The sequence below is a fragment of the Desulfatiglans parachlorophenolica genome, assembly GCF_055394735.1.
On the sequence record NZ_AP042460.1, the window covers coordinates 2,609,525 to 2,630,989 of the forward strand.

Here is a 21,465-nt window from a genome sequence, read left to right on the forward strand (position 1 = left end):
GATCTCTTCCATCCAGGCGCAGCCGCGCCGACCCGCAGGGGGGCATCAAAGCCTGGCTTTAGCCATCGGCACAAACGGAGAGTTCGGATACGTATCCACAAACTCCTTGAAAAGGGCCTTGGCCTTATCCCCCTGTCCGGCCAGCGTATAAAGGCGGGCCTGCTGCAGCAGGACCGATTCCTTGAAAGGGCTTTCCTTCTCGTTCAAGACTGGAGCAAGCTCGGCGGCGGCGGTCTCATACTCTCCTTTGGCCTCATAAATGGAAGCGATCGCCAACCCGCTCAGCGCAGGATAGGGCGCCTTGCGGGACACAGCTTCGTTGAACTTCCGGTAGGCCTCGATGGCTTCATCGTACTGCTTATCACGCGCATAAAGATGGGCCAACTGAGGCAGTGCAAGATCGGCCGCCTTCGACAGTCCGTAATCATCGATCACCTTTGCGAAGAGATCCTCAGCCCGCTCGAGCGCCTCCGGGTCCGGATCCGGCCCCTGATTCTCGCTGATGATCTCGTACGCCTCATTGTAGACCTCCTGGCCGGCCTTGTTGACGTGCCTCAAGTAGCCCCATCCGGACAGGTAGACCACGAGCGCGACGGCCAATCCGATGACGACAACCTTGACCTGCCGGGTGTGCGCGCTCAGATATTTCAGAACCTTTTCGGAGAGGGTCAGAAACTCGTCCGGAGACTTCAGGAGTTCCTTGCGTTTCAGTTTTTCTTTAGCCATGGCCTCAGCTTTCTCCTCACACAACAAATCGGTTCCGGTCTGTGAACGAACCGGGCTCGGGTTTCATGCCAGCCTGCAGACGATGACCGGCCGCAGAGCAATCTCCATCTCTCCATACACTTCTGCAAAAGCGCCGGCGCCTAAATTCACCTTTCAATGGATCTTGCCAGTTTCAATCCAGAAAGGGGCTTTTTGGCCAATCCCGGCTTCCATCTGCACGTTTGCTCGTGCGGCGACCTATAGGTCGCCTCAGCACAAACATTTGATTTCCTTGATATTGTCCAAAAATCCTGCAAACTGTTTTGTATCGGGAAACCATTCCCGGATGGACACTTGCTAACAAATGGCAGCCACGCAGTCAAGGCAAAAAGAAGGCTTGTCTTTTCCCGCTCGACCTCCAATAATGCCCCTGATCGGCCCTTCCCCGCCGCCGGCGACCGGCGGGTTCCTTCCAAGCCTCTATGCGGTTTACCCAAATACACCGAGGAGTTCTCCCTGTTGAATCACCTCGATCCATTCCTTCAATGGCTCAGCGACCTGCCTGCGGGCTTGATCTATACCCTCCTGGGGGTTTGCGCTTTCGTGGAAAACGTCTTCCCGCCCATCCCCGGGGATACGATCACCGCCTTCGGCGCCTTCCTGGTGGGCACCGGCAGGTTGAACTTCGCCGGCGTCTATGCGGCAACCACCATCGGAAGCCTGGCCGGATTCCTGGCCCTCTTTCAGGCGGGCTCCATCCTGGGCCGCCATTTCTTCATCAAGAGGGATTTCTGGTTCCTGAAGGTACGCGATATCGTCCGCGCCGAGCTCTGGTTTCAGCGCTACGGTTACGGGCTGATCCTGATGAACCGTTTTTTCCCGGGGATCCGTTCGGCGATCGCTCTGTTTGGCGGCTTCTCCTGCCTCAGGCTCCCGGTTGTGGTCCTGTTTTCCCTCGTGAGCGCCGCCCTCTGGAACCTCATCTGGATCTCCATGGGCTACGCCCTCGGCAAGAACTGGGAGCACGTTCGCGAAGGCATCGACCGCCTCCTCTACCGGTACAACGCCGGGCTCATGATCCTCTTCGGCCTGGCCGGCGTCATCCTGCTGATCCGCCATCTGCGCCGCCGCAGGCCCTGAGGCCGGCCCCGGAAACAGGCCCTTTCTTCACCTGCCGTCGCAGGCCGAAGGCCCGTCCACACGTGCGGGGGCCGCTTCAATTGACATCGCCGGCTTCACCGAGGCGGCGAACAGCGCATCAGGCGCGCGGGGGCAGCTGTGCCCGGGGCCTGCCGGCCGGCTGAACAGGGTCGAGCGCGTTCCGCCGCGCCGCGGACCTCCCCGATCACCCGGTCACGTTGCAGGTGTCCGCCCCTCCCCTGAAGCCGTTTCCCGGTCGATCCACTCCAGAAACGGCTGATGCCCACCCACAATCGGAATACTGACGATGCAGGGGCACTCGTAGCTGTGCATGGACCGGATCCCCTCCACTACGCGCGGGACCAGCTCCGACCGGGTCTTGGCCACCAGCACCACCTCCCGGTCTTCCTGAACCGCCCCCTCCCACCAGTAAAAGGACTGCATCCCCTCGAAGATGTTCACGCACGCCGCGAGGCGCTCCGAGACGAGATGCCTCCCGATCCGCCGCGCCTCATCGACGCTTCCGGCCGTCACGTAAATCAGATTTCGATCCACCATCCCTCCTCCCTTGTGCCTGCCTTGCGGTTTCCACCCGGAATCGGCGTTTGGAGGCGCGCCGGCCGATCCCCTTTTCACCCGTGCATTTTACCCGGTCATCCTGATCGCCAGGCGCACGGTCCGTGTCGAAGCGCTTGGATGGGCAGTCCACAAACCCCAGCAAAATGATTTGAATTCCAAAATCAAATGTGCTATTGAGCCTTCGGTGGTGCATAAGATTTTTTTCACAAGGGCATCCATTATCCCATTTTTTTAAAGAAAAGTCAGGAAAGGAGATTCGGAATGACCGCCAAATTAATCAAGGGGACCGAAATCAGGGAGCAAATCCTCAAGGAGATCGAGGAAGAGGTCAAACAGATCAAGGAGAAGCATGGCGTCGTACCGGGGCTCGTGACTATCCTGGTGGGTGAAAACCCGGCTTCCATTTCCTATGTCACGCTCAAGATCCAGACGGCCCATCGGGTGGGCTTCAAAGAGGTTCAGGACAGCCAGCCGGTGGACATCTCCGAAGCCGACCTGCTCGCCCTCATCGACAAATACAACAAGGACGATTCGATCAACGGCATCCTGGTGCAGCTGCCCCTGCCCAAACACATCAACGAGAAGAAGGTCCTCAACGCCATCGACCCGGACAAGGACGTCGACGGCTTCCATCCCGTCAACGTCGGCCGGCTGATGATCGGCGGCGACGAAGTCAAATTCCCGCCCTGCACCCCCGCAGGCATTCAGGAGATGATCGTCCGAGCGGGTGTCGAGACCAGCGGCGCCGAAGTCGTCGTGGTCGGCCGCTCCAACATCGTCGGGAAACCCATCGCCAACATGATGCTCCAGAAAGGCCCCGGGGCCAACTCCACGGTGACGATCGTCCACACGCGCACCAAGGACATCGCGTCCCACTGCAAACGGGCCGATATCCTGATCGTGGCCGCAGGCGTTCCCGGACTGGTCAAACCCGAATGGATCAAACCCGGCTCCTGTGTCATCGATGTCGGCGTCAACCGGGTCGGCGAGACCATCAGTGAAAAAACCGGCAAGAAGGTGGCCATCCTGCGCGGCGACGTCGACTTCGACAAGGCGAAGGAGATCGCGGGCTACATCACCCCCGTTCCGGGCGGCGTCGGCCCCATGACCATCACGATGCTCATGAAGAACACCTTGAAATCCCTCAAGTTCCAGCTGGGCATCGCCTGATCGCCTCACCCTGAGCCGTCAGCGATAAACAAAAGGGGCATCGGATCCTGTCATCCGGTGCCCCATTTTTGTGAAAAACCGTTCAGTTCTCAGCCGGCCGGAATAGACAGGCGCCACTCCGCCTTCGAGCCGGGGGAGTCTCCTGCACCATAACCGGCTTTTCTCCGGCTCGGCTTTCTATGCGTACTCGCTTTCCTTCTTCCGCGGAAATTTCCCGCCCATGATGGAGCCGGCGACAATCGCCATGACAATCACCCAGCCCCAGACGACGAACCAGGAGTGCGTCCAGCTGTACAAGAGGCCGCCTCCTACAAAAGAAGGGACCATCATTACGATTCCGACACCGATTTTTCTCCAGAGATCCATAAAACCCCTCCCTCGCCGATTTTCCGCCGCGCAGCGTTCCTTCGCGGAATCCGCGGCCGCTTTTCCCGGGCACTCTATATCAAACGCCGCGCGCCGGTCAAGCTCTTAAAGAAAAAACGGCTTGATTTTATCCCCCTCCGTGGGCTAAATTACATCATTTCCAACCTACGGGGCGTGGCGCAGCCTGGCAGCGCACTTGCTTTGGGAGCAAGGTGTCGCAGGTTCAAATCCTGCCGCCCCGACCAGTTGAATCAAAGGGATTGCGATGAACGAGCCGCAACCCCTTTCGATCAAGCAGGCTTCCTTTCGATTCACCCCACAGAGAGGAGGGCCTTTTCCGGCCCATCCCGAGAGGCGTGTGGATGATATCGTCGTTCACGCTCCCCTCCTCCAGGTTCTGACCCACTCCCGCTGTTCGAAGGTCTCCGGCGACGACCCGTATCCGTTCTGAGATAGCCCACTCAGGTCCTCGATCATCGCAAGGGCCTCCTGTCCCGAGCCGTGCCCGTGCCTTGCGAGGTAGCACCCCACCACCGTGCCGGTGCGGCCGATCCCGCCTCGGCAATGAAGGTAGACCGGCCGATCTTCCGCGATGGATCGATCGATGCAGTCGAGAATCCGAACCATCAAGGATCTGGACGGTATATCCAGATCCCTGATGGCAAAGCGGTGATGAACGGCGTCGATCCCCATCGCGTCAGCCGCGGACCTCAGCTGGGGCGTATAAGGGACGAAAGGTTTACCGCTCCAGTTCACCTCGCATGGCTCCATGAGGTCGACAAAGGTCCTGAGACCGAGGTCGAGCAGGGCCTTGAGTTGCTTTTCGGCCGTAGCCGGGTCCTCCGAACCGGGATAGCGGCCGGCTAGGAATCGGCCCGGAATGACCCAGTAGGACGGAGTGAAAGGGACGTTCAAGTTCACCTCCTGCGGCTCATCCTCAAAGACGGGCGCTGCATCCTCGTTTTCCATGGCAATTCTGTCCTTTCCCTGTGGTTTTGGCAAGACGGTATCACATGGGTTTGACAGATACGGTCAAACGGCAGGGTCCACTTACGTTCGACGGTTCGATAGCCCGGGACGTTGCCAAAAACGGGCGGACTCTCGAAAACCAACCCTGCGTCGATCGGCGCACTCCACTATGGCGGCCACGCGTCGTGCCTGCGTCCTCAGGACCGCTTATTTTGGACGGATGATCTCGGTTCCACTCCGGTTAAACGGAAAGCTTCAAACTTCTTGTCCCTCGCACGCAAAGGAAGGGGATATGTCCGAATTCATTTGAATTGACATATTGCAGTTCAATATCGTAGTTTCCAATCGTTGGCGCAAAGAATGTCTCATCCCCCCTGTCCCTTCGCGATAGATTCAGGCAGATCGGCCAAAAGGCGCATGCCCTGAAAGGCCTGCTGAAACCGCCCACTGGAGAATGTGATGCCGTGAAACGCCTCCTGCTTCCCCTGATCCTCTCGCTGTTCTGCCTTGCCTGTTCAGAGGGCACCCAAGCCCCGCCGGCGAAGCCCCCGCCGGTCCCCGTCACCGCCACGGTCTCGACCAAAAAAGAAATGCCGCTCGCGGTGGACGCCCCCGGTCAGGTTGAACCGATCCGGACCGTTACGATCCTCAGCCGGGTCACGGGGCAGCTCGAAAAAATCGGATTCCGTGAAGGGCAGAACGTCGCGAAAGACGAAGTCCTCTTTACGATCGACTCGAAGCCTTTTGTCGAGAAGATCCGCGAGGCCGAGTCGCGCCTCGCCATGCACCGCGCGAACCTCGAGTTTCAGCGCGCCGAGGCGCGGCGTTATGCCGGCATGGTCGGCGAAGGCACGGTTTCGGAATCCGACATCGAGAAGACCCGCTCCGATGCCCTGGCCACCGAGGCCCTGATCCGGGCCGATGCCGCATGCCTGGCGCAGGCCCGGCTCGACTTGTCCTACTGCACCATCCGGACGCCCTTCGCGGGCAGGACGGGCTGCCGGCTCGTGCATGAAGGGGCTATCGTGGAGGCCAACACCACGGCCTTGACGGTGATCAACCAGATGACCCCGATCCACGTCCGGTTCGCAGTTCCCGAACGGCATCTCGCAGCCGTTCAGCATTACATGAAACAGCATCTTCTCGAGGTCCTGGCCTCAACGAAGGGAGAGGCTGACGCCGCTCTCAGCGGGCGGCTCGTCTTTCTCGACAACGCGGTCGATGCGGCAACCGGGATGATCTCTTTGAAGGCCGAGTTCGAAAATCCAAACCACGTCCTCTGGCCGGGGCAATACGTTCAGGTGCGTCTCGTACTGGATCTGCAGAAGGACGCCCTGACGGTCCCGCTGAACGCGGTCATGGCCGGTCAGAAAGGTTCGTATGTGTTTTTGGTGCACGCAGACCACACCGTTTCGGCGCGGGCCGTTGACGTGGATCGACGGCTCGGCGACGAAGCGGTGATCTCCGCAGGGCTCGAAGGCGGCGAAACGCTGGTGCTGACCGGCCAGAACAAGCTGCAGGACGGCTTCGAGGTGAGAATCCTCGAGGCGCCGCAGCATTAAGGGGCCGGCGCTCCGAACAGGTCTGCGGTCGGCGGGCATCGAGGGGGAAGCCGCTTTATGAACATCTCCGAAATCTGGATCAGAAGACCCGTCATGACGACCATGGTCATGCTGGGGCTCCTGTTTATCGGCATCCTCTGCTACAAAAAACTGCCCATCGGGAACCTCCCCAACGTGGATTTCCCGACCATCAGCGTCACCGCCTCCCTTCCCGGGGCCGATCCCGAAACCATGGCAGCCACGGTGGCCACCCCCCTCGAGAAGAAATTTTCCTCCATCGCGGGCATCGATTCGATGACCTCGCAAAGCGTTCTCGGGCAGACCACCATCAACATCCAGTTCAATCTCGAACGCGACATCGACGCGGCCGCCCTGGACGTAAACGCCGCCATTGCCGCCGCGATGGGTGTCCTGCCGGAGAGCATGCCCAACCCGCCCGTCTACAACAAGGTCAACCCGGCCGACATGCCCATCATCTTCCTGTCGCTGAGCGCGGACGACCTGCCCGTGAGCGATCTGCAGGATTTCGGCGAGAACGTCATGATCCCCCGTCTTTCAGCCATCAACGGGATTGCGGAGGTCGACATTCTCCCGGCACAGCGCTACGCCGTCAGGATTCAGGTCAACCCTATGACCCTGGCAGGCCGCGGGATCGGCATCGACGAGGTCTCCGCGGGCGTGAGCGCGGGCAACGTGAACCTGCCGGGCGGGACGCTCGACGGAGAGCGGATCTCCCACACCATGCAGAGCAACGGGCAGCTCATGCGGGCGGAAGACTATGAAAGCCTCATCGTCTCCTACCAGAACGGCTATCCGGTGCGGGTCGAGGATATCGGCAGGGCCGTTGCGAGTGTCGAAAACGAGCGGAACACCGCTTGGCTCATGAAGGACGGGCGGAAGCGGAAGGCCGTGTTCGCGCGGGTCCGGAAGCAGGTCGGCACCAACACCGTGTTCCTGGCCGAGCAGGTCAGGGCGAAGCTCCCTGCGATCGCCAAGGCCATGCCCGGGGCCATGAGCCTCGACATCCTCTATGACCAGTCCCTCTTCATCGAGGACTCGATCCGCGACGTCCAGTACACGATGATCCTGACCATCTGCCTCGTTCTGGTGGTCATGTTCCTTTTCATCCGGGCCTTCAGGCCGACGCTGATCCCGAGCGTCGTCATCCCCCTCTCGCTGGTGGCCACCTTTCCCGTCATGGCCCTCAACGGCTACACCCTCGACAACCTCTCCCTCATGGCCATGACGCTCGCCATCGGCTTCGTCGTGGACGATGCCATCGTGGTGGTGGAAAACATCATCCGGCGGATCGAACTCGGGGAACAGGCCCTCGAGGCATCGCTTCGCGGATCGCGGGAAATAGGCTTCACCATCCTCTCCATGACCATCTCGCTGGTGGCGGTCTTCATCCCCATCATGTTCATGGGAGGGATCATCGGCCGGCTCTTCAGGGAATTCGCCGTGGTGATCACGACGGCCATCCTGGCCTCCGGCTTCATATCGCTCACCTTGACGCCCATGCTGAGCAGCCGCTTCCTCAAGGGGGTGGCCGGGCGACCCACCGAACACGGAAGGCTCTACAGGTCCTCCGAGAAGGCATTCGAAGGAGCCGCCTCGGTCTATGGAAAAACCCTGACCTTCTGCCTCGATCACCGCTTCTGGATGCTGGTCCTGACGCTCCTGGTAATGGGCGGGATGGCCTTTCTCTACCAGCGCATCCCGAAGGGGTTCATCCCGAATCAGGACCAGAATTTTTTCCGCATCTTTTCCCAGGCGGAAGACAGGACATCCTACCACGAGATGTTTCGCATTCAGGACGCGCTGAACGACATCCTCCTCCAGGACCAGGACTGCGCCGAGGCGTCTATGGGGTCCATCGCCGGGTATTCGGGGGACAACGGCGGCATCGTCTTCATAAGCCTTAAGGAACGTTCGGAGCGCAGGGCTTCGGTGGACGAGATCATCGCCCAACTGAGGCCGCAGCTGAACCGGATCCCCGGGGTGTTCGTCGCCCTGACCAATCCCCCCCTGATCACCATCGGGTCCCGCCTGGCCACGACCCAGTGGCAGTTCACGCTCCAGAGCACGGACCTCGACGACCTCTATGAATACGGAACCCTCATGGAGGAGAAGCTGCGGGGCATCCCGCAGCTTACGGATGTCAAGTCCGACCTGCAGTTCAGGAAGCCCACCCTCGAAATCGACGTCGACCGCGACATGGCCTCCTATTACGGGCTGACCCTCGACCAGATCCAGAACGCCTTCTACTCCGGCTATGCCTCGCGCCAGATCTCCACCATCTACACGTCGAGCAACTTCTACTACGTCTACCTCGAACTCCTGCCCGAATACCGGCAGCAGCCGGAAGCGCTCCATTCGCTTTACATCCGGTCCTCGAGCGGAAGCCTCGTGCCCATCACCCAGGTGGCGCGGTTCAGGGAGTCCGTCTCCGCCCTCAGCGTCAACCACTCGGGGCAGATCCCCGCCGCCAATATCGCCTTCAACCTGAAGCCGGGCGCCTCCATCGGCGTCGTCATGCCCGAGATCGAGAAGTTCGCCGAGGAAAAGCTCCCCGCGACCATGAGCACCGGGTTCCAGGGCTCGGCCCAGGCGTTCAAGTCCTCCTTCGCGAGCATGGGCTTCCTGCTGCTCGTGACCGTCGTGGTCATCTACATGATCCTGGGGATCCTCTACGAGAGTTTCATCCACCCGGTCACTATCCTGACCGCCCTGCCGCTCGCCGGGTTCGGTGCGCTCGCGGCGCTCTCGCTGTTCGACAAGGAGCTGGATCTATACGCCTATGTAGGGCTCATCATGTTGGTAGGCATCGTGAAGAAGAACGGCATCATGATGGTCGACTTCGCGCTCGAGGCCGAACGGCGGCAGCGGCTCGCCCCTGTGACGGCGATCCACCAGGCCTGCCTCATCCGCTTCAGGCCCATCATGATGACGACCATGGCCGCCCTGATCGGTGCGCTCCCTATCGCGCTCGGGCTCGGCGCCGGAGGCGACGCCCGGCAGTCCCTGGGAATATCGGTGGTGGGCGGGCTGATCTTTTCACAGCTCATGACGCTCTACATCACCCCGGTATTCTACGTGTACCTGGATGAACTCAGCAACTGGCTGCAGCGCCGCAAGAACGCTCCCGTGCCATAAGAGGACATTCGCCATGAGTTTTGGACTCTTCAGCGACACCTTCCCGTTTTACAGGCTCTTCCAGGAGCAATGGACCGCCCTGAATCGGGGAGTGAGCCTGCTCGCAGCCTTATTGGAGGATCTGCAGGAACTCCCCGCAAGATGCAGCGCGGTGCACGAACTCGAAAGGGAACAGATCCGCCTCTTCAGGGAGATCTTCAGGGAGCTGTCCCTGACGCTCATCCAGCCCGTGGAGCGCGGGGATGTGCATGAACTGAACCGCGCCTTCGACGAGGCCATGCGGGCGGTCAAGGCCGTTTCCACGCGCCTCGGCCTTTACGGCTTCCGCCGCCCCAGGACCGCCGCCGCCGAGATTGCGGCCAACCTTGTGGAGATGACCGCGGAAATCGGCGCGATGCTCGAACGCCTGCGTACGGCCACGTTTGCCTCGCTGCCCATGGATAAAATGGACGCCATCAGGGAGGAAACCCGGATGCTGTTCCTGGTGGGGGTCGGAGAGCTTTACGAGGGGAAGGTGGAAAGCGCCGACGATCTGCTGGACGTGATCAAATGGACGCAGATCTACGACCGTCTGGAAGAGGCGTTCGACCGGACGGTCGAAACCGCCCGGGCCCTGGCGGCGATCATCCTCAAGAATCTTTAGCCCGAAGCATCCGTTCGCTCCTGCTCGACGAACGAACCTCTCGGGACAGTCGCCCGGAGGGACAGGAAAAGACCTTCACTTCATCGGAAGGTTCCCTCGGTTTGGCTTTCGGGATTCCATGTCGTTTGCCGCCTCTCTCCGGGTGAGTTGATCGAACTCGGGCCCCATAGAAAGCCCCTCTTCCTATCCGAAGCTTTTTCGCTTGACATCCACTAAAGAAAGATGGCATAAGCGGAAAAAGACCGGCTGGCTGGTTTTTTATTGTTCGCTCGCCTTCTCTCTCTGAACCATACCGAAAAGGCGGGCGCGCTCGATGCTCGCCCCAGGATCCACGAGGCGCAGAGCGACAGCCAATGGTCTGGGTTTTGCGCGAAGATTATGATGTGCATGCATGACGGCCAGAAAGCCGTTTTTTCTTACAACCATAAACATACCGGCTGGCTGGTAGCATAATGTCCGGAGGTAGGCGCAAGCACGTATGGAGGCAAGCTCCGTATCAGTATCCCCCAAGGAAAGGATCACGAAAACGATGAAAGACTATCCGGCTTACTATCGCACATTGGGCGAGATCCTCGACAAACAGGCTGAGTCGAATGGCGACCAGGTCTTCCTGCAATACGAAGAGGAGCAGACCATCACCTACCGAATGACGAACGACAAGGCCAACCGGATCGCGAATGGACTGATCCATTTGGGTATCCGGAAAGGGGACAAGGTCGCCACCTTCCTGCCCAACTGCCTGGAATGTCTGTTCCTGTGGTTCGGGATATCCAAGGCCGGAGCTATCGATGTCCCGATCAACCTGGCCAACAAAGGCTATTTTCTCTCCCACCAGATCAGTGACTCCGAAGCCAAGGTGCTTATCATCGAGCAGGCGTTCATCGATCGGCTCCAACTGATCGAAAAGGATCTCCCCAAGCTCGAAAAGGTCGTGGTCTGGGCCAAGACATCGCCGGCCAAGCCCCTCCCGCGCCTTGGATTCGAGTGCATCGACTACGAAGCCCTGCTCGGCGGTTCGCCCGAGTCGCCGAAAATCGACATCCTGCCGACCGATACGCAGACCATTCTCTACACCTCGGGGACCACCGGTCCGGCCAAGGGGGTCATGGACCCCCACACCAAGATCGCGCACTCGGCCTATGAATACATCGAGGCGGTCAAAGCGACCTCCACGGATGTATTCTTGACCTGTCTGCCTCTTTTCCACGCGAACGCCCGGATCCTCTGCATCTATCCGGCCATGCTGCTCGGCACCAAAGTGGTCATTTATGAAAAATTCAGCGCCAGCCAGTTCTGGGACCGGATCAGGAAGGCCGGAGCGACCGTTTTCAACTCTCTGGGGGCCATGGCCCACTTCATCTACAACCAGCCTCGAAAGGCGGACGATGCGGAAAACCCCGCGCGGGTCTGCGCAGCCTTTCCCATGCCCCCGGCCATCTACGACGATTTCGAGAAGCGTTACAACCTGAAGGTGACCGAAGGTTACGGCCTGACGGAAGTCGCGATCATTACCTACAACCCTTTCGACAAACCCAAAAAGGGGTCCTGTGGGAAAGAGACCCGGAGCTTCGAGGTCCAGATCGTCGATGAAAACGATTTTCCGGTGCCCGCCGGCACCATGGGGGAAATCGTCGCCCGCGGAAGGACCCCCTGGATCACCTCGAAAGGGTACTGGAACAACCCCGAAAAGACCGTTGAATTGATGCAGAACCACTTCTATCACACCGGAGACGGCGGCTATCTGGACGAAGACGGCTACCTGTTCTTCATGGACCGCATGAAGGATTACATTCGAAGACGAGGGGAAAACATCTCTTCCTTCGAGATCGAAAAGGTGGTCAACGCCCATCCGAAGGTCTATGAATCCGCCGCCATATCGGTCAAATCGGAGCTGTCTGAAGACGAGGTCAAGATCGTGGTCGTCCTGAAGGAGGGCACAACGCTCTCGCCCGAGGATCTCCTGGCGTACTGCAAGGAGCGCATGCCCTACTTTGCCGTTCCCCGCTACATCGAATTCGCCGGCAGTCTCCCCAAGACCCCGAACGAGAAGATCCAGAAAAACAAGCTGCGAGACGCAGGACTCACTGCCGGCACCTGGGACCGCGAAAAGGCCGGCATCAAAGTCGAAAGATGAAGAGGAGGTCAGAATGATCGAGCGTGTACCCGTAAGGGAAGGCCTATTCGAAGAGGCAGACGGCGGGCGGCTTTACGCCAACCGATGCGCGAGCTGCGGAAGGGTCTACTTCCCGCAGGCGCCCTTCTGTTTCGATTGTCTGGAGAAAGAGATGAAGGAGGTGATCCTGAGCCGCCGCGGGAGGCTATACAGCTACACCATCGGCCGCATGGCCTCCACCCACTTCCAACCGCCCTATGCCGTCGGGCTGATCGATCTTCCCGAGGGGGTCCGGGTGTTCGCCCCGCTCGTCATGACTGAGGATGAAACCTACCGTATCGGCATGGACATGGAGCTCATGATCGACGAACTCTGGCAGGAAGACGACCGTCAGATCATGGGATACAGGTTCAAGGCCGTGGCTGGATCGAGATAAGGAGATATCGATGAGGGAAGTCGCTGTAATAGGAATCGGGCAGAGCGCCTTTGGAAAATTCCCCTGGAGGACCGCAGCCGATCTCGGGGCCGAGGCCGTAAGGGCTGCTCTCGATGACTGCGGCATCTCGCCAAAGGCCATCGAGGTCGCGCATTGCGCCAGGGCCTACGATGCCAATTGCACGGCCCAGGGCGTCTTGAAAGAGGTGGGAGTCCGGGGCATCGAGATGATCAACGTCGAAAACGCGTGCGCCGGCGGAGCCACCTCCTTTCGGGGAGTCTGGAAGGAGATCGCAGACGGACGCTATGACGTCGGGGTCGCCATCGGTGTGGAGTCCATGACCACCAGCCCGATTGCGGGCAAACTGATCCCACCGGAAAAGTCCGACCTCGAGGGACACCTCGGCCTGACGATGCCGGCTATGTTCGCCATGGTGGCCCGGAGGCAGATGGAGCAAGGCGCTACGGCGGAGGACTTCGCTCAGGTTTCGGTCAAGAACCACCATAACGGCTGCCTCAACCCCCAGGCGCAGTACAAGAAGGAGTTTTCGATCGCAGACGTCCTCAACTCCCGCATGATCTGCGACCCGATCACCCTTCTGATGTGCTGCCCGAACACGGACGGGGCGGCGGCCGCCATCCTCTGCTCCATGGAGGTCGCCCGGCGTTATACGACCCGTCCGATCCGCGTCCTGGCCTCGGCCCTTTGCTCCGCGGAGTATAAGTACGCACAGGAGGATATCTGCGCCTCTCCGGTGGGGATCAAGGTCGCCAGGATGGCCTATGAAATGGCGGGGGTGGACCCGAAGGACATCGACCTCGTCGAAATGCACGACGCCTTCGCCAACGAGGAGATCCTCCGCTACGAAGACCTCATGCTCTGCGAGCCGGGGGGAGGCATAGAACTCCTTCGCTCGGGGGCCACGGCCATCGGCGGACGCATCCCGGTCAACCCGAGCGGCGGGCTGCTGGCGCTCGGTCACCCGTTGAGCGCCTCCGGGGTCCGCACCGTGTGCGAAGTCGTACTTCACCTGCGCGGCCAGGCGGGCGAGCGCCAGACACCGAAGGCCAAGGTCGGCCTGGCGCAGATGCTCGGTGGTCTCGTGACGAACCTCGAACATGGGGCCGTCGCCGGCGTTCATATCCTGGCGCGATGAGGTATTCGAGATGATCCGAAAATTCAACCATGTGGGAATTGCCGTCAAGGATCTGGACAAAGCAGTGGCCTTCTTCGGGGATGTCTACGGCACCCGGCTCGTTCGGAGAGACCGCTACGAAGACGAACTCTTCGAGACGGCCCTGGTCGAGACGGGGGATATGTGCCTGGAACTGATCGCGGGTCTGGCTCCGGAGAGCTTTATCGCCCAGTTCATCCAGGACCGGGGAGAGGGCATCCATCACATGTCCCTCGAGGTCGATCAGTTCGAGCAGGTCGTTCAGGATTTGAAGGCCAAGGGACTCAAGGTTCTGGGTCAGACGGAGAACGAACATTTCAAGGCCTGTTTCATCCATCCCAAAGGAAACCTCGGGATCCTGACCGAGATCATAGAGCCGAAACCGGGCTGGCGCGTTTAAGGCCCCATTCAAGACACAACCATATAAGAAAGGGTTGAGACGATGGAAGAGAAAGCCAAGAGTTTCGAAGAACTGAAGCCGATGCTTCGGCCCACGGGTGTCGAACCGGGCATCATGAAGGTCGACCCGGAAAAATGCACCAGCTGCGGCCTTTGCATCCAGAACTGCCCCTTTAAATGCCTTGAGATGGATGAAGACGAACACCCGAAGATGAAAAGCGGGTGTGTGTGCATCTCCTGCTCCAACTGCATCGTGGCCTGTCCGGTCGACGCCTTGTCGATCGAGCGCGTTTACACGGTCAAGGGCGGGTTCTTCGACACGGAAACCCCCGCTGTCAAGATGCCGATGCCGCCGAAGGACGCCGATGGGACCCCGGCGGAATGGAACGAGGTCGAGCGCGTCGTGCTGGAGCGGCGAAGCGTGCGGCACTACAAAAAGAAGCCCGTGCCCGAACCCTTGCTGACCCGCGTGCTCGAGGCCGGGCGTTTCGCGCCGAGCGGCGGCAATCACCAGCCCTGGAAGTTCACTGTCGTCACCGATCCCGAATTCATCGCCGAACTCGAAGCGACCCTCCATGGGTTCTGGTCCGGTGTTTACCCGGTCTTCAACAACGACGAGACCGTCATGAACATGGTCGGCGTTGTCGAAACGGGCGTTTTCGACCCCAGGACCCAGTACGGCATCCGGTGCATCGCCCTGAAAGAACTGCCGGTTTACCTGGGCGCACCGGTCATCGTCTACATGGGAGCCCATACCAAGCTGAACAATCCGGCCCTCACCATCGGCATCTGCGGTCAGAACATGAATATCGTGGCCAACTCCCTCGGCCTGGGAGCGTGCTGGACCAACTTCGGGGCCGTGCCGCTCAACGCGATGCCGGAGCTCAAGCAAAGGCTTGGATTCGGGGAAGAATGGACGGTTGTGACGGCCCTCGTCCTGGGCTACCCGAAATTCAAACAGTTCGGTATGGTCGCCCGGCACTACAGGCCAGTCACCTGGTTCCGGCCCGGGACCAAGACACCCCAGACCGAGAAATAGCGCGAATGGCTGGAGGTATCCGGAAAACCGGGGGTTTGCACCCCTATCCCACTTCACCTTTCAGGAGACGACGGGGGGTGATAACGCACTGTTCGGCCGTGGCGGTCCTTGACCCAACCCTCAACCTACCAGTTCAAGGAGCAGACATATGGACTATTTCGATCTGAATATGAACTTGACCTCCGAAGACATCGCCCTGCGGGAGGCCGCCAGCAAATTTGCCCGGCAAGTGATGCGGCCCGTCTCCGTGCAGATCGATCAGATGACCCCCGACGAGGCCTTCGCCCCGCAATCCCCTTATTGGGATTACATGCGCCAGGCCTATCGGCTTGGCTACCATAAGCTCGCGTTTCCCGAGGAGCTCGGCGGTCCCGGGCTCAATCCCCTCCAGATCCAGATCATCATGGAAGAACTCGCCTGGGGGAGCTTCGGGCTGACACTCTCGCTGAACACCAGCCTGGACGCGGCCATCGCCCTGGCGGGAACGGAGGAGCATGTCAAGGAATTCACCATCCCCTATTGCCAATGCACCGATGCGAGCTACGTGGGCTGCTGGGCCATCACCGAACCGGAACACGGGTCCGATACCGTGACCCCCGGCTACCCGAGCTTCAGCGACCCGAATATCCCCGCCCAGTGCCGGGCGCGCCTCGACGGCGACGACTATGTCATCAACGGACAGAAGGCGGCCTGGGTCTCCGCCGGACCTCTGGCCAACAACATTCTCCTGATGTGCCAGATCGACGCGTCAAGAGGCCATGCCGGAAGCGGCGTCTTCGTGTTCTCCCTGGATCGCCCGGGGGTGGCCAAGGGAAAGCCCCTCAACAAGTTGGGGACGCGCGACCTCTGTCAAGGGGAGGTCTATTTCGACAACGTGCGGGTGCCGAAAAAGTATCTCATCGTCGGCCCGGAACACTATGAAAAATTCCTCGAGGCCCACCTTTGCATCACGCTTCCCATGGTGGGCACCTGGGCCACGGGGCTCGCCCGCGCCGCCTTCGACGAGGCCCTTGCCTACGCCAGACAGCGCGTGCAGGGCGGGAAGCTCCTGATCGACCACCCCAACGTCCAGCAGAAGATTACGGACATGTTCCGCAAGGTGGAGGCAAGTCGACAGCTTTGCCGCGCCGCCTTTGTCTACAACTGGTCGCACCCGCTCAATCCCGAGAAAAGGGCGATGGAATACTCGATCGCCGCAAAAACCTTTGCCACCCAGACCGCCCTCGAGGTCAGCAGCGACGCCATCCAAATCCTAGGCGGTAACGGGATCTCCAAAGAGTACATCGTCGAGAAGCTCTTCCGCGACGCGCGGACAACCCTCGTCTGCGACGGATCGAATGACAGCCTGTCGGTCGTCTGCGGCCATAAGGTGGCTGGTAGCTATCCCCGCAGATCCGCATAAAGGAACGACTCGACCGCCCCGGGAACATGGCCCCAAAAGCCCGCTGAAGCAACAGACGGAGGGAACAGAGTTCATCTGTTCCCTCCGATTTTTTTCGGGCAGCCATCCTTTTGCCGTTATGTCCATCGTCGACCTGGGCATTGGCGTCTGAAAACCAAAGACGGTCGAAGACGGATTGACCCGAAGGCCGATAAAATATTATGATAGACGAAAATGACCCGAAGGATCCCTTCTTTGGCCGACTGCTTTAACACCCGGGAAAGAGTTCTTCGTGGCGGATCGCTTGTGCAGTATCCAGTCCTTCCATGATGCCTGATAGGATTGCGAGCGGCATTTAAAGGCAAAAACAGCCGAAATAATTGAATGATTGGTGATCCACATTGAATAGCGTGAGAGGCTTGGAGCCTGAATTAGAGAAATTCCAAAAATTCACCGTAAAGGGGCAAAAAAAAATCGACGAAATCTGTCGCGCCGCCGCTCAGGTTTTCTACGAAAAAGGGTACCTTTCGACCTCTCTTGCCGATGTAGCCAATGCCGTAGGCCTCACTAAAGGAGCAATTTTTCACTATTTTGCAACTAAGGAAGAGATTCTATTCCTGATATTACACCGCTATACTGTCAATGCTCTAAGCGAATTGACAAGAAAGCTCAATGCATGCAATTCATCTCATGACAGAATATTCGCCTACATTCATGCTGTCATTCTTACAAACAGGGAATATCGTCTTGAATCTTCACTCGCTCTTAATGAAGTCGTGCATCTCTCTGAGCGGTACTTGAATATCATCAAAAATAAACAGCGTGGTTTTGTGAAAATCTTGAGATCATTGGTTGAAGATCTACTAGATGAGAAAGAAAAAAAGCACGAATCAGTTACCTTTATCACCTATTCTTTGCTGGGGATGTGCACTTGGCCTTACCGCTGGTTCGATCCCTACGGCAAATCCAGCCCTGAGGACCTGACTCTTATCATCTACAGAATGTTCCTCGGCGAAATAAAGTTTCGTGAAGCCGGCATAGATTTGGCGACATTCCCCGAAATCCAACCGGCTTCGTGCTGAAAGGGAGATCATTGACCGGCGCGTGTGCAAAAGCGATTCAGAAGGAGATGTTTTCTTCTCCAAGGCTTTTTTCCCTGCCAACCAACACCGGAGGAAAGAGGCAAGACAGGTGTCTTTTAAGAGCGGCGCGGTAGGTTGATTAAAGGGCAGGCATCCCGGCGTCCCCAACCGGAAACGGCTTTTTGGCCAATCTCGGCACCCATCTGCACGTTTACCGCGCAGAGACCTGCAGCTCGTTTCCGCACAAACGCCCGGTTGCTTTGGTGTCGCAGCCGCTCAGCCCGAAAACAATGGCGGCAAAGATGAACCCTCTGATTTTCATGCTCATTCTCCCTTGTCTCATCAACTTCTTAAAATCCGCTAAGCATTGCGGCACAAAATGATGTTCAAACCTTCACAGCGCATCACCACAACCCCGGCCTGATTGATCACTTCCACGAGAGATCGAACGATGCCCCGATCCGGTTTTGAATCCGATTTCCTGGTTTCCAGGACGGAGACCCTCACGGAAAGAGCGTCCCCCGGGCGTACGGGCTTCAGCCACCAAAGTTCTTTCAAACCCGGGGAACCCACACTCGAAACGGGGGAGAGGTAGTGTTCGACAAGCAGGCGCATGGCCATCGCAGCAGTGTGCCATCCACTGGCCACTAGGCCACCGAAAACCGTCTGGCGAGCCTTTGCCGGATCGGTGTGAAAAACCTGGGGATCGTAGCGTCTGCCGAACTCGACGATCTCTTCCTCCGTCACCAGAATGGTCCCGAGATCCTGGACCGATCCCACGAGGTAATCCTCGAAAAACTTTTCTTGAGAATGTACGTTCACCGGTGAGGCAGGCACGTGGTACTCCTACACGTTCGAGGTGTAATCGGCGCAGAAAGATATGCCGGATAAACCAGGGGCACACCTGCAAACCTGAAAAAACCACAAATCCGCGCACCAACAAGGAACGATCTCGGACAAAAAAGCAATCCCTGATTTGAATCCCGATTGACGTTATCCCCTCATTGATGTCAAAATTCAATGGATTTTCCTTCGGGCCGGATTAGAAATCATCATGTTGCCGGGTTGCCGGACTAAAAAATCAGCGGGCCCCGATCCTGACGGCCGCTCCCCTTCTGAAGCCATCTTCGAAAATGGCGAATGCGGGCTGGAAATTCAGCTTATCACCGAGGTTTTTTCGGTATATGAACCAACGCCGGTTGTGTTGTTTTTTTATAGATCCCCTTCTCAGGCATACATGAAACCCAGGGAGCCTTCTTGGCAAGAGATCGTACTGCGACACTCGTTCTCCTCTCCTATAACGAACGGGACAACCTTGACTCCCTCCTGAAGAACATCCCTTTTGAAATCTTTGACCAGATGCTGGCGATCGACCCTGGATCCACTGACGGGACACTGGAGCTTTACCGGGAACGGGGTATTCACTGTGTCATTCAGCCAAAGCACGGGCGCGGCAACGCCTTCATCCTGGCTGAACGATTGATCAAAACCGAACATGTCGTCTTTTTCAGCACCGACGGGAACGAAAACCCTGCCGATCTGCCAAGGATCCTGGAATACTTGAGAGAGGGAAACGATCTCGTCATCGCAGGACGCTATCTCCTTCCGGGTTCAAAAACCGATGACAGTGACGATCCTTTCCTTTTGAGGAAGACGGCAGGCATCCTGGGCGGCCTCATGGTGCGCGTTCTGTGGCGAACGGGGGTGCGTGACTGCATCAACGGCTTGAGGGGATTCAAGGTCACCTCCCTGATACAGATGGAACTTGACGCGGAATGGCACGAAATTGAGTTCCAAAGCACGATCCGGGCTGCCAAACTCGGAATGCGAATAAAGGAATTCGGCACCGTCGAGCGACTGAGGATCAAGGGAGTGCATAAGGAGAGCGCCAACACCTCAACGCTCCTTTTGAGCCTCGGACGCATGCTCATGCGGGAAATCATCGTGGGGAAAAGATTCGGCCAAAAAGGAATGCGAGCCACAAAAAATGTCCCCTTTTCTTGAAAAGCACAGCCCGGTCATCCTGCTGCTTCTCCTATTCGGGGGGCTTTACTCGGCCTCCCTGGATTCCCACGGCATGTTCATGTGGGATGAAGCCGAATACGCCTCCATCAGCAGATCTGTGCTGAACGGGGGAGGCTTTTCGATCTGCGGGCAGCCCAATCCTCTCCGTCCTCCCGTTCTCCCCCTGGCGGGGGCTGCCGCCGCGCTTCTGACAGGAAATCCGGCAGATCACATCCTCAAGATCGCCATCCTTTTCTTTGCATTGGCCGCGCTTTTCATTCTCTATCTCGGCACATCCGAAGCATCAGATCGCATGACCGGCCTCGCCGCCGCAGCGTTTCTCGGAATGATGCCGGCATTTTGGCAGCACACCTCCTACTTCCTTTCGGAAATCCCGTTCCTGCTTTTTTTTACAGGGGCGGTTCTCTTCTTATATCTCGGGCTCTACACGAAGGTAGCATACCTCTATGCGAGTTGGGTTTTCTTCGCCCTGGCTCTTCTCACACGTTACACCGCCTTGTTGTTCGGCCCCCTGGTGATCATCTTCATCATCCTGGCATGGTTGTCACCCAACAGGGCCGCCCGGGGGCGCATCCTGAACAGGCATTTCTTCATCGGCCCTTTCGTCGGGATGGCCTTCCTCTTACCCTGGCTCCTGCGCCAGCACCTCACTTTTGGGAACGCCCTGACAGGATTTCAGATCGCCTCGGGACAACTGAGCGTATACCTGCCGGGCATTACCATGCCGTGGTGGTTTTATCCAGCCCGTCTTCCCGAAATGCTTTCATGGCCTATCCTTTTACTGGCCATTCCAGGTCTCCTCTGCATCTACCGCGAAAAAAGCGGCCTGGGACTGCATGCTGTCGTCACATCCATGTTTTTTCTCATATGGTTCAGTGCTTTCCGGTACAAAGAACCGCGCCTCATAACCGGTATGCTGCCCTTTTTGAGCGTCCCGGCGGCCCTGGGGCTTCGGGAGGTGCAGCATCGGCTTACCTTTCTGTTCAAGCAACCCAAGAAAAGGAGAGCCTTATGCGCAGTCTTTGCCGGGGCAATCTTGCCTTTCACGCTGGTTCTGAATTACCGTGCAGCCATCCCCACAATAAAAACCTCCGCTGCTCTGGGCTACCCCGTATTCACCCAGGCGATGAAGCAGTTGCAGACCGTCAGCACGCGGTCGGATCTGGTCATGGGGCCTAACGCGCCTCAGATCTGCTGGTACGCAAACCGCAACGTCATCGATTTTCCCGAACGGGAAAAACTCCAGGATGACCTGAAGAAAGTCTCCTGGGTGGTCATTACAAACTTCGAACGCGGCCAGAAACCTTATGCGATTGATTTATTGAAAAAACTCACCCAAAATGACCTGGATGACCACAATGTCTTCGTCTTCAGAGACAGCCGCTTCCTCACGGTGCTGATCAAGAGCGAAATTCTGCGTCACCGCATTTGAATTGGCTGCGCTGCCGGTTTTCCAAACACGGCCGGGAGTCGACACGAACATTTCTATTTGTGGAAATGTAATGCACATGAAACAATCCGCATTG

General features: G+C 58.3%; 19 protein-coding genes and 1 tRNA gene. 15 read left to right on the plus strand and 5 right to left on the minus strand.

All coding sequences use genetic code 11. From position 1 onward, the window contains the following. Positions 1 to 45: 45 nt before the first annotated feature. Positions 46 to 726 carry a tetratricopeptide repeat protein gene (locus tag ACZ500_RS12130; protein ID WP_464232737.1) on the minus strand — a complete coding sequence of 227 codons (681 nt, stop codon included), beginning with the start codon at positions 724 to 726 and terminating at the stop codon, positions 46 to 48. A 498-nt stretch (positions 727 to 1,224) separates the two neighbouring features. Between ACZ500_RS12130 and ACZ500_RS12135 the strand changes: the two genes are divergently transcribed. Next, a complete protein-coding gene (locus tag ACZ500_RS12135) occupies positions 1,225 to 1,845 on the plus strand; it encodes a DedA family protein (RefSeq protein WP_464232738.1) in 621 nt (206 codons plus the stop codon). A 213-nt stretch (positions 1,846 to 2,058) separates the two neighbouring features. Here the strand turns inward: ACZ500_RS12135 and cutA are convergent, their stop codons facing one another. Beyond that, positions 2,059 to 2,403 carry a divalent-cation tolerance protein CutA gene (gene cutA, locus ACZ500_RS12140; protein WP_464232739.1) on the minus strand — a complete coding sequence of 115 codons (345 nt, stop codon included), beginning with the start codon at positions 2,401 to 2,403 and terminating at the stop codon, positions 2,059 to 2,061. 282 nt (positions 2,404 to 2,685) lie between these two features. Here cutA and folD point away from each other — a divergent pair, with 282 nt between their 5' ends. Then, the gene (folD, locus tag ACZ500_RS12145) at positions 2,686 to 3,594 is read left to right on the plus strand and encodes a bifunctional methylenetetrahydrofolate dehydrogenase/methenyltetrahydrofolate cyclohydrolase FolD (RefSeq protein WP_296998945.1); all 909 of its coding nucleotides are present in this window, start codon (positions 2,686 to 2,688) and stop codon (positions 3,592 to 3,594) included. A gap of 177 nt (positions 3,595 to 3,771) precedes the next feature. On the opposite strand, the gene ACZ500_RS12150 is transcribed toward folD, so the two are convergent. Continuing rightward, the gene (locus tag ACZ500_RS12150; protein ID WP_464232740.1) at positions 3,772 to 3,960 is read right to left on the minus strand and encodes a hypothetical protein; all 189 of its coding nucleotides are present in this window, start codon (positions 3,958 to 3,960) and stop codon (positions 3,772 to 3,774) included. Between the two features lie 168 nt (positions 3,961 to 4,128). On the opposite strand from ACZ500_RS12150, the gene ACZ500_RS12155 reads away from it, so the two are divergent. Further along, positions 4,129 to 4,205 (plus strand) — tRNA-Pro (locus ACZ500_RS12155). A 130-nt stretch (positions 4,206 to 4,335) separates the two neighbouring features. Here the strand turns inward: ACZ500_RS12155 and ACZ500_RS12160 are convergent. Next, positions 4,336 to 4,929 (minus strand): protein-tyrosine phosphatase family protein, encoded by a 594-nt coding sequence (locus ACZ500_RS12160; RefSeq protein ID WP_464232741.1) that lies wholly within the window; start codon positions 4,927 to 4,929, stop codon positions 4,336 to 4,338. A 464-nt stretch (positions 4,930 to 5,393) separates the two neighbouring features. On the opposite strand from ACZ500_RS12160, the gene ACZ500_RS12165 reads away from it, so the two are divergent. The 10 genes from ACZ500_RS12165 (at position 5,394) to ACZ500_RS12210 (ending at position 17,914) form a co-directional block, all read left to right on the plus strand. After that, positions 5,394 to 6,491, plus strand: coding sequence for an efflux RND transporter periplasmic adaptor subunit (locus tag ACZ500_RS12165; protein WP_464232742.1), 1,098 nt, complete (start codon positions 5,394 to 5,396; stop codon positions 6,489 to 6,491). 57 nt (positions 6,492 to 6,548) lie between these two features. After that, complete coding sequence (locus ACZ500_RS12170; RefSeq protein ID WP_464232743.1) at positions 6,549 to 9,647, plus strand: efflux RND transporter permease subunit; 3,099 nt, start codon at positions 6,549 to 6,551, stop codon at positions 9,645 to 9,647. A gap of 13 nt (positions 9,648 to 9,660) precedes the next feature. After that, complete coding sequence (locus ACZ500_RS12175) at positions 9,661 to 10,290, plus strand: DUF47 domain-containing protein (protein WP_464232744.1); 630 nt, start codon at positions 9,661 to 9,663, stop codon at positions 10,288 to 10,290. A 529-nt stretch (positions 10,291 to 10,819) separates the two neighbouring features. After that, positions 10,820 to 12,424, plus strand: a complete 1,605-nt coding sequence (locus ACZ500_RS12180) for an ATP-dependent acyl-CoA ligase (RefSeq protein ID WP_464232745.1) — start codon at positions 10,820 to 10,822, stop codon at positions 12,422 to 12,424. 13 nt (positions 12,425 to 12,437) lie between these two features. Beyond that, on the plus strand, positions 12,438 to 12,839 hold the full coding sequence (locus ACZ500_RS12185) for a Zn-ribbon domain-containing OB-fold protein (RefSeq protein ID WP_464232746.1): 402 nt from the start codon (positions 12,438 to 12,440) through the stop codon (positions 12,837 to 12,839). A 10-nt stretch (positions 12,840 to 12,849) separates the two neighbouring features. Next, positions 12,850 to 13,995, plus strand: coding sequence for a thiolase family protein (locus ACZ500_RS12190; protein WP_464232747.1), 1,146 nt, complete (start codon positions 12,850 to 12,852; stop codon positions 13,993 to 13,995). Positions 13,996 to 14,005: 10 nt separating this feature from the next. Next, a complete protein-coding gene (locus ACZ500_RS12195) occupies positions 14,006 to 14,413 on the plus strand; it encodes a VOC family protein (RefSeq protein ID WP_464232748.1) in 408 nt (135 codons plus the stop codon). 42 nt (positions 14,414 to 14,455) lie between these two features. Further along, entirely contained in the window at positions 14,456 to 15,451 is a 996-nt protein-coding gene (locus ACZ500_RS12200) for a nitroreductase family protein (protein ID WP_464232749.1), read from the plus strand. A gap of 148 nt (positions 15,452 to 15,599) precedes the next feature. Continuing rightward, positions 15,600 to 16,853, plus strand: a complete 1,254-nt coding sequence (locus ACZ500_RS12205; RefSeq protein WP_464232750.1) for an acyl-CoA dehydrogenase family protein — start codon at positions 15,600 to 15,602, stop codon at positions 16,851 to 16,853. A 389-nt stretch (positions 16,854 to 17,242) separates the two neighbouring features. Further along, positions 17,243 to 17,914 (plus strand): TetR family transcriptional regulator, encoded by a 672-nt coding sequence (locus ACZ500_RS12210; protein WP_464232751.1) that lies wholly within the window; start codon positions 17,243 to 17,245, stop codon positions 17,912 to 17,914. A gap of 360 nt (positions 17,915 to 18,274) precedes the next feature. Here the strand turns inward: ACZ500_RS12210 and ACZ500_RS12215 are convergent, their stop codons facing one another. Further along, positions 18,275 to 18,751, minus strand: a complete 477-nt coding sequence (locus ACZ500_RS12215) for a MaoC family dehydratase (protein WP_464232752.1) — start codon at positions 18,749 to 18,751, stop codon at positions 18,275 to 18,277. Positions 18,752 to 19,171: 420 nt separating this feature from the next. Here ACZ500_RS12215 and ACZ500_RS12220 point away from each other — a divergent pair, with 420 nt between their 5' ends. Then, positions 19,172 to 19,918, plus strand: coding sequence for a glycosyltransferase (locus tag ACZ500_RS12220; protein ID WP_464232753.1), 747 nt, complete (start codon positions 19,172 to 19,174; stop codon positions 19,916 to 19,918). After that, positions 19,902 to 21,371 (plus strand): ArnT family glycosyltransferase, encoded by a 1,470-nt coding sequence (locus ACZ500_RS12225; RefSeq protein WP_464232754.1) that lies wholly within the window; start codon positions 19,902 to 19,904, stop codon positions 21,369 to 21,371. The genes ACZ500_RS12220 and ACZ500_RS12225 overlap by 17 nt, the downstream gene beginning before the upstream one ends. Positions 21,372 to 21,465: the final 94 nt, after the last annotated feature.

Excerpts from the sequence above, each read along its gene's own strand:
- ACZ500_RS12130 (WP_464232737.1), bottom strand. The coding sequence starts at position 726 with ATGGCTAAAGAAAAACTGAAACGCAAGGAACTCCTGAAGTCTCCGGAC.
- cutA (WP_464232739.1), bottom strand. The coding sequence starts at position 2,403 with ATGGTGGATCGAAATCTGATTTACGTGACGGCCGGAAGCGTCGATGAG.
- folD (WP_296998945.1), top strand. The coding sequence starts at position 2,686 with ATGACCGCCAAATTAATCAAGGGGACCGAAATCAGGGAGCAAATCCTC.
- ACZ500_RS12150 (WP_464232740.1), bottom strand. The coding sequence starts at position 3,960 with ATGGATCTCTGGAGAAAAATCGGTGTCGGAATCGTAATGATGGTCCCT.
- ACZ500_RS12160 (WP_464232741.1), bottom strand. The coding sequence starts at position 4,929 with ATGGAAAACGAGGATGCAGCGCCCGTCTTTGAGGATGAGCCGCAGGAG.
- ACZ500_RS12170 (WP_464232743.1), top strand. The coding sequence starts at position 6,549 with ATGAACATCTCCGAAATCTGGATCAGAAGACCCGTCATGACGACCATG.
- ACZ500_RS12175 (WP_464232744.1), top strand. The coding sequence starts at position 9,661 with ATGAGTTTTGGACTCTTCAGCGACACCTTCCCGTTTTACAGGCTCTTC.
- ACZ500_RS12180 (WP_464232745.1), top strand. The coding sequence starts at position 10,820 with ATGAAAGACTATCCGGCTTACTATCGCACATTGGGCGAGATCCTCGAC.
- ACZ500_RS12185 (WP_464232746.1), top strand. The coding sequence starts at position 12,438 with ATGATCGAGCGTGTACCCGTAAGGGAAGGCCTATTCGAAGAGGCAGAC.
- ACZ500_RS12190 (WP_464232747.1), top strand. The coding sequence starts at position 12,850 with ATGAGGGAAGTCGCTGTAATAGGAATCGGGCAGAGCGCCTTTGGAAAA.
- ACZ500_RS12195 (WP_464232748.1), top strand. The coding sequence starts at position 14,006 with ATGATCCGAAAATTCAACCATGTGGGAATTGCCGTCAAGGATCTGGAC.
- ACZ500_RS12200 (WP_464232749.1), top strand. The coding sequence starts at position 14,456 with ATGGAAGAGAAAGCCAAGAGTTTCGAAGAACTGAAGCCGATGCTTCGG.
- ACZ500_RS12205 (WP_464232750.1), top strand. The coding sequence starts at position 15,600 with ATGGACTATTTCGATCTGAATATGAACTTGACCTCCGAAGACATCGCC.
- ACZ500_RS12225 (WP_464232754.1), top strand. The coding sequence starts at position 19,902 with ATGTCCCCTTTTCTTGAAAAGCACAGCCCGGTCATCCTGCTGCTTCTC.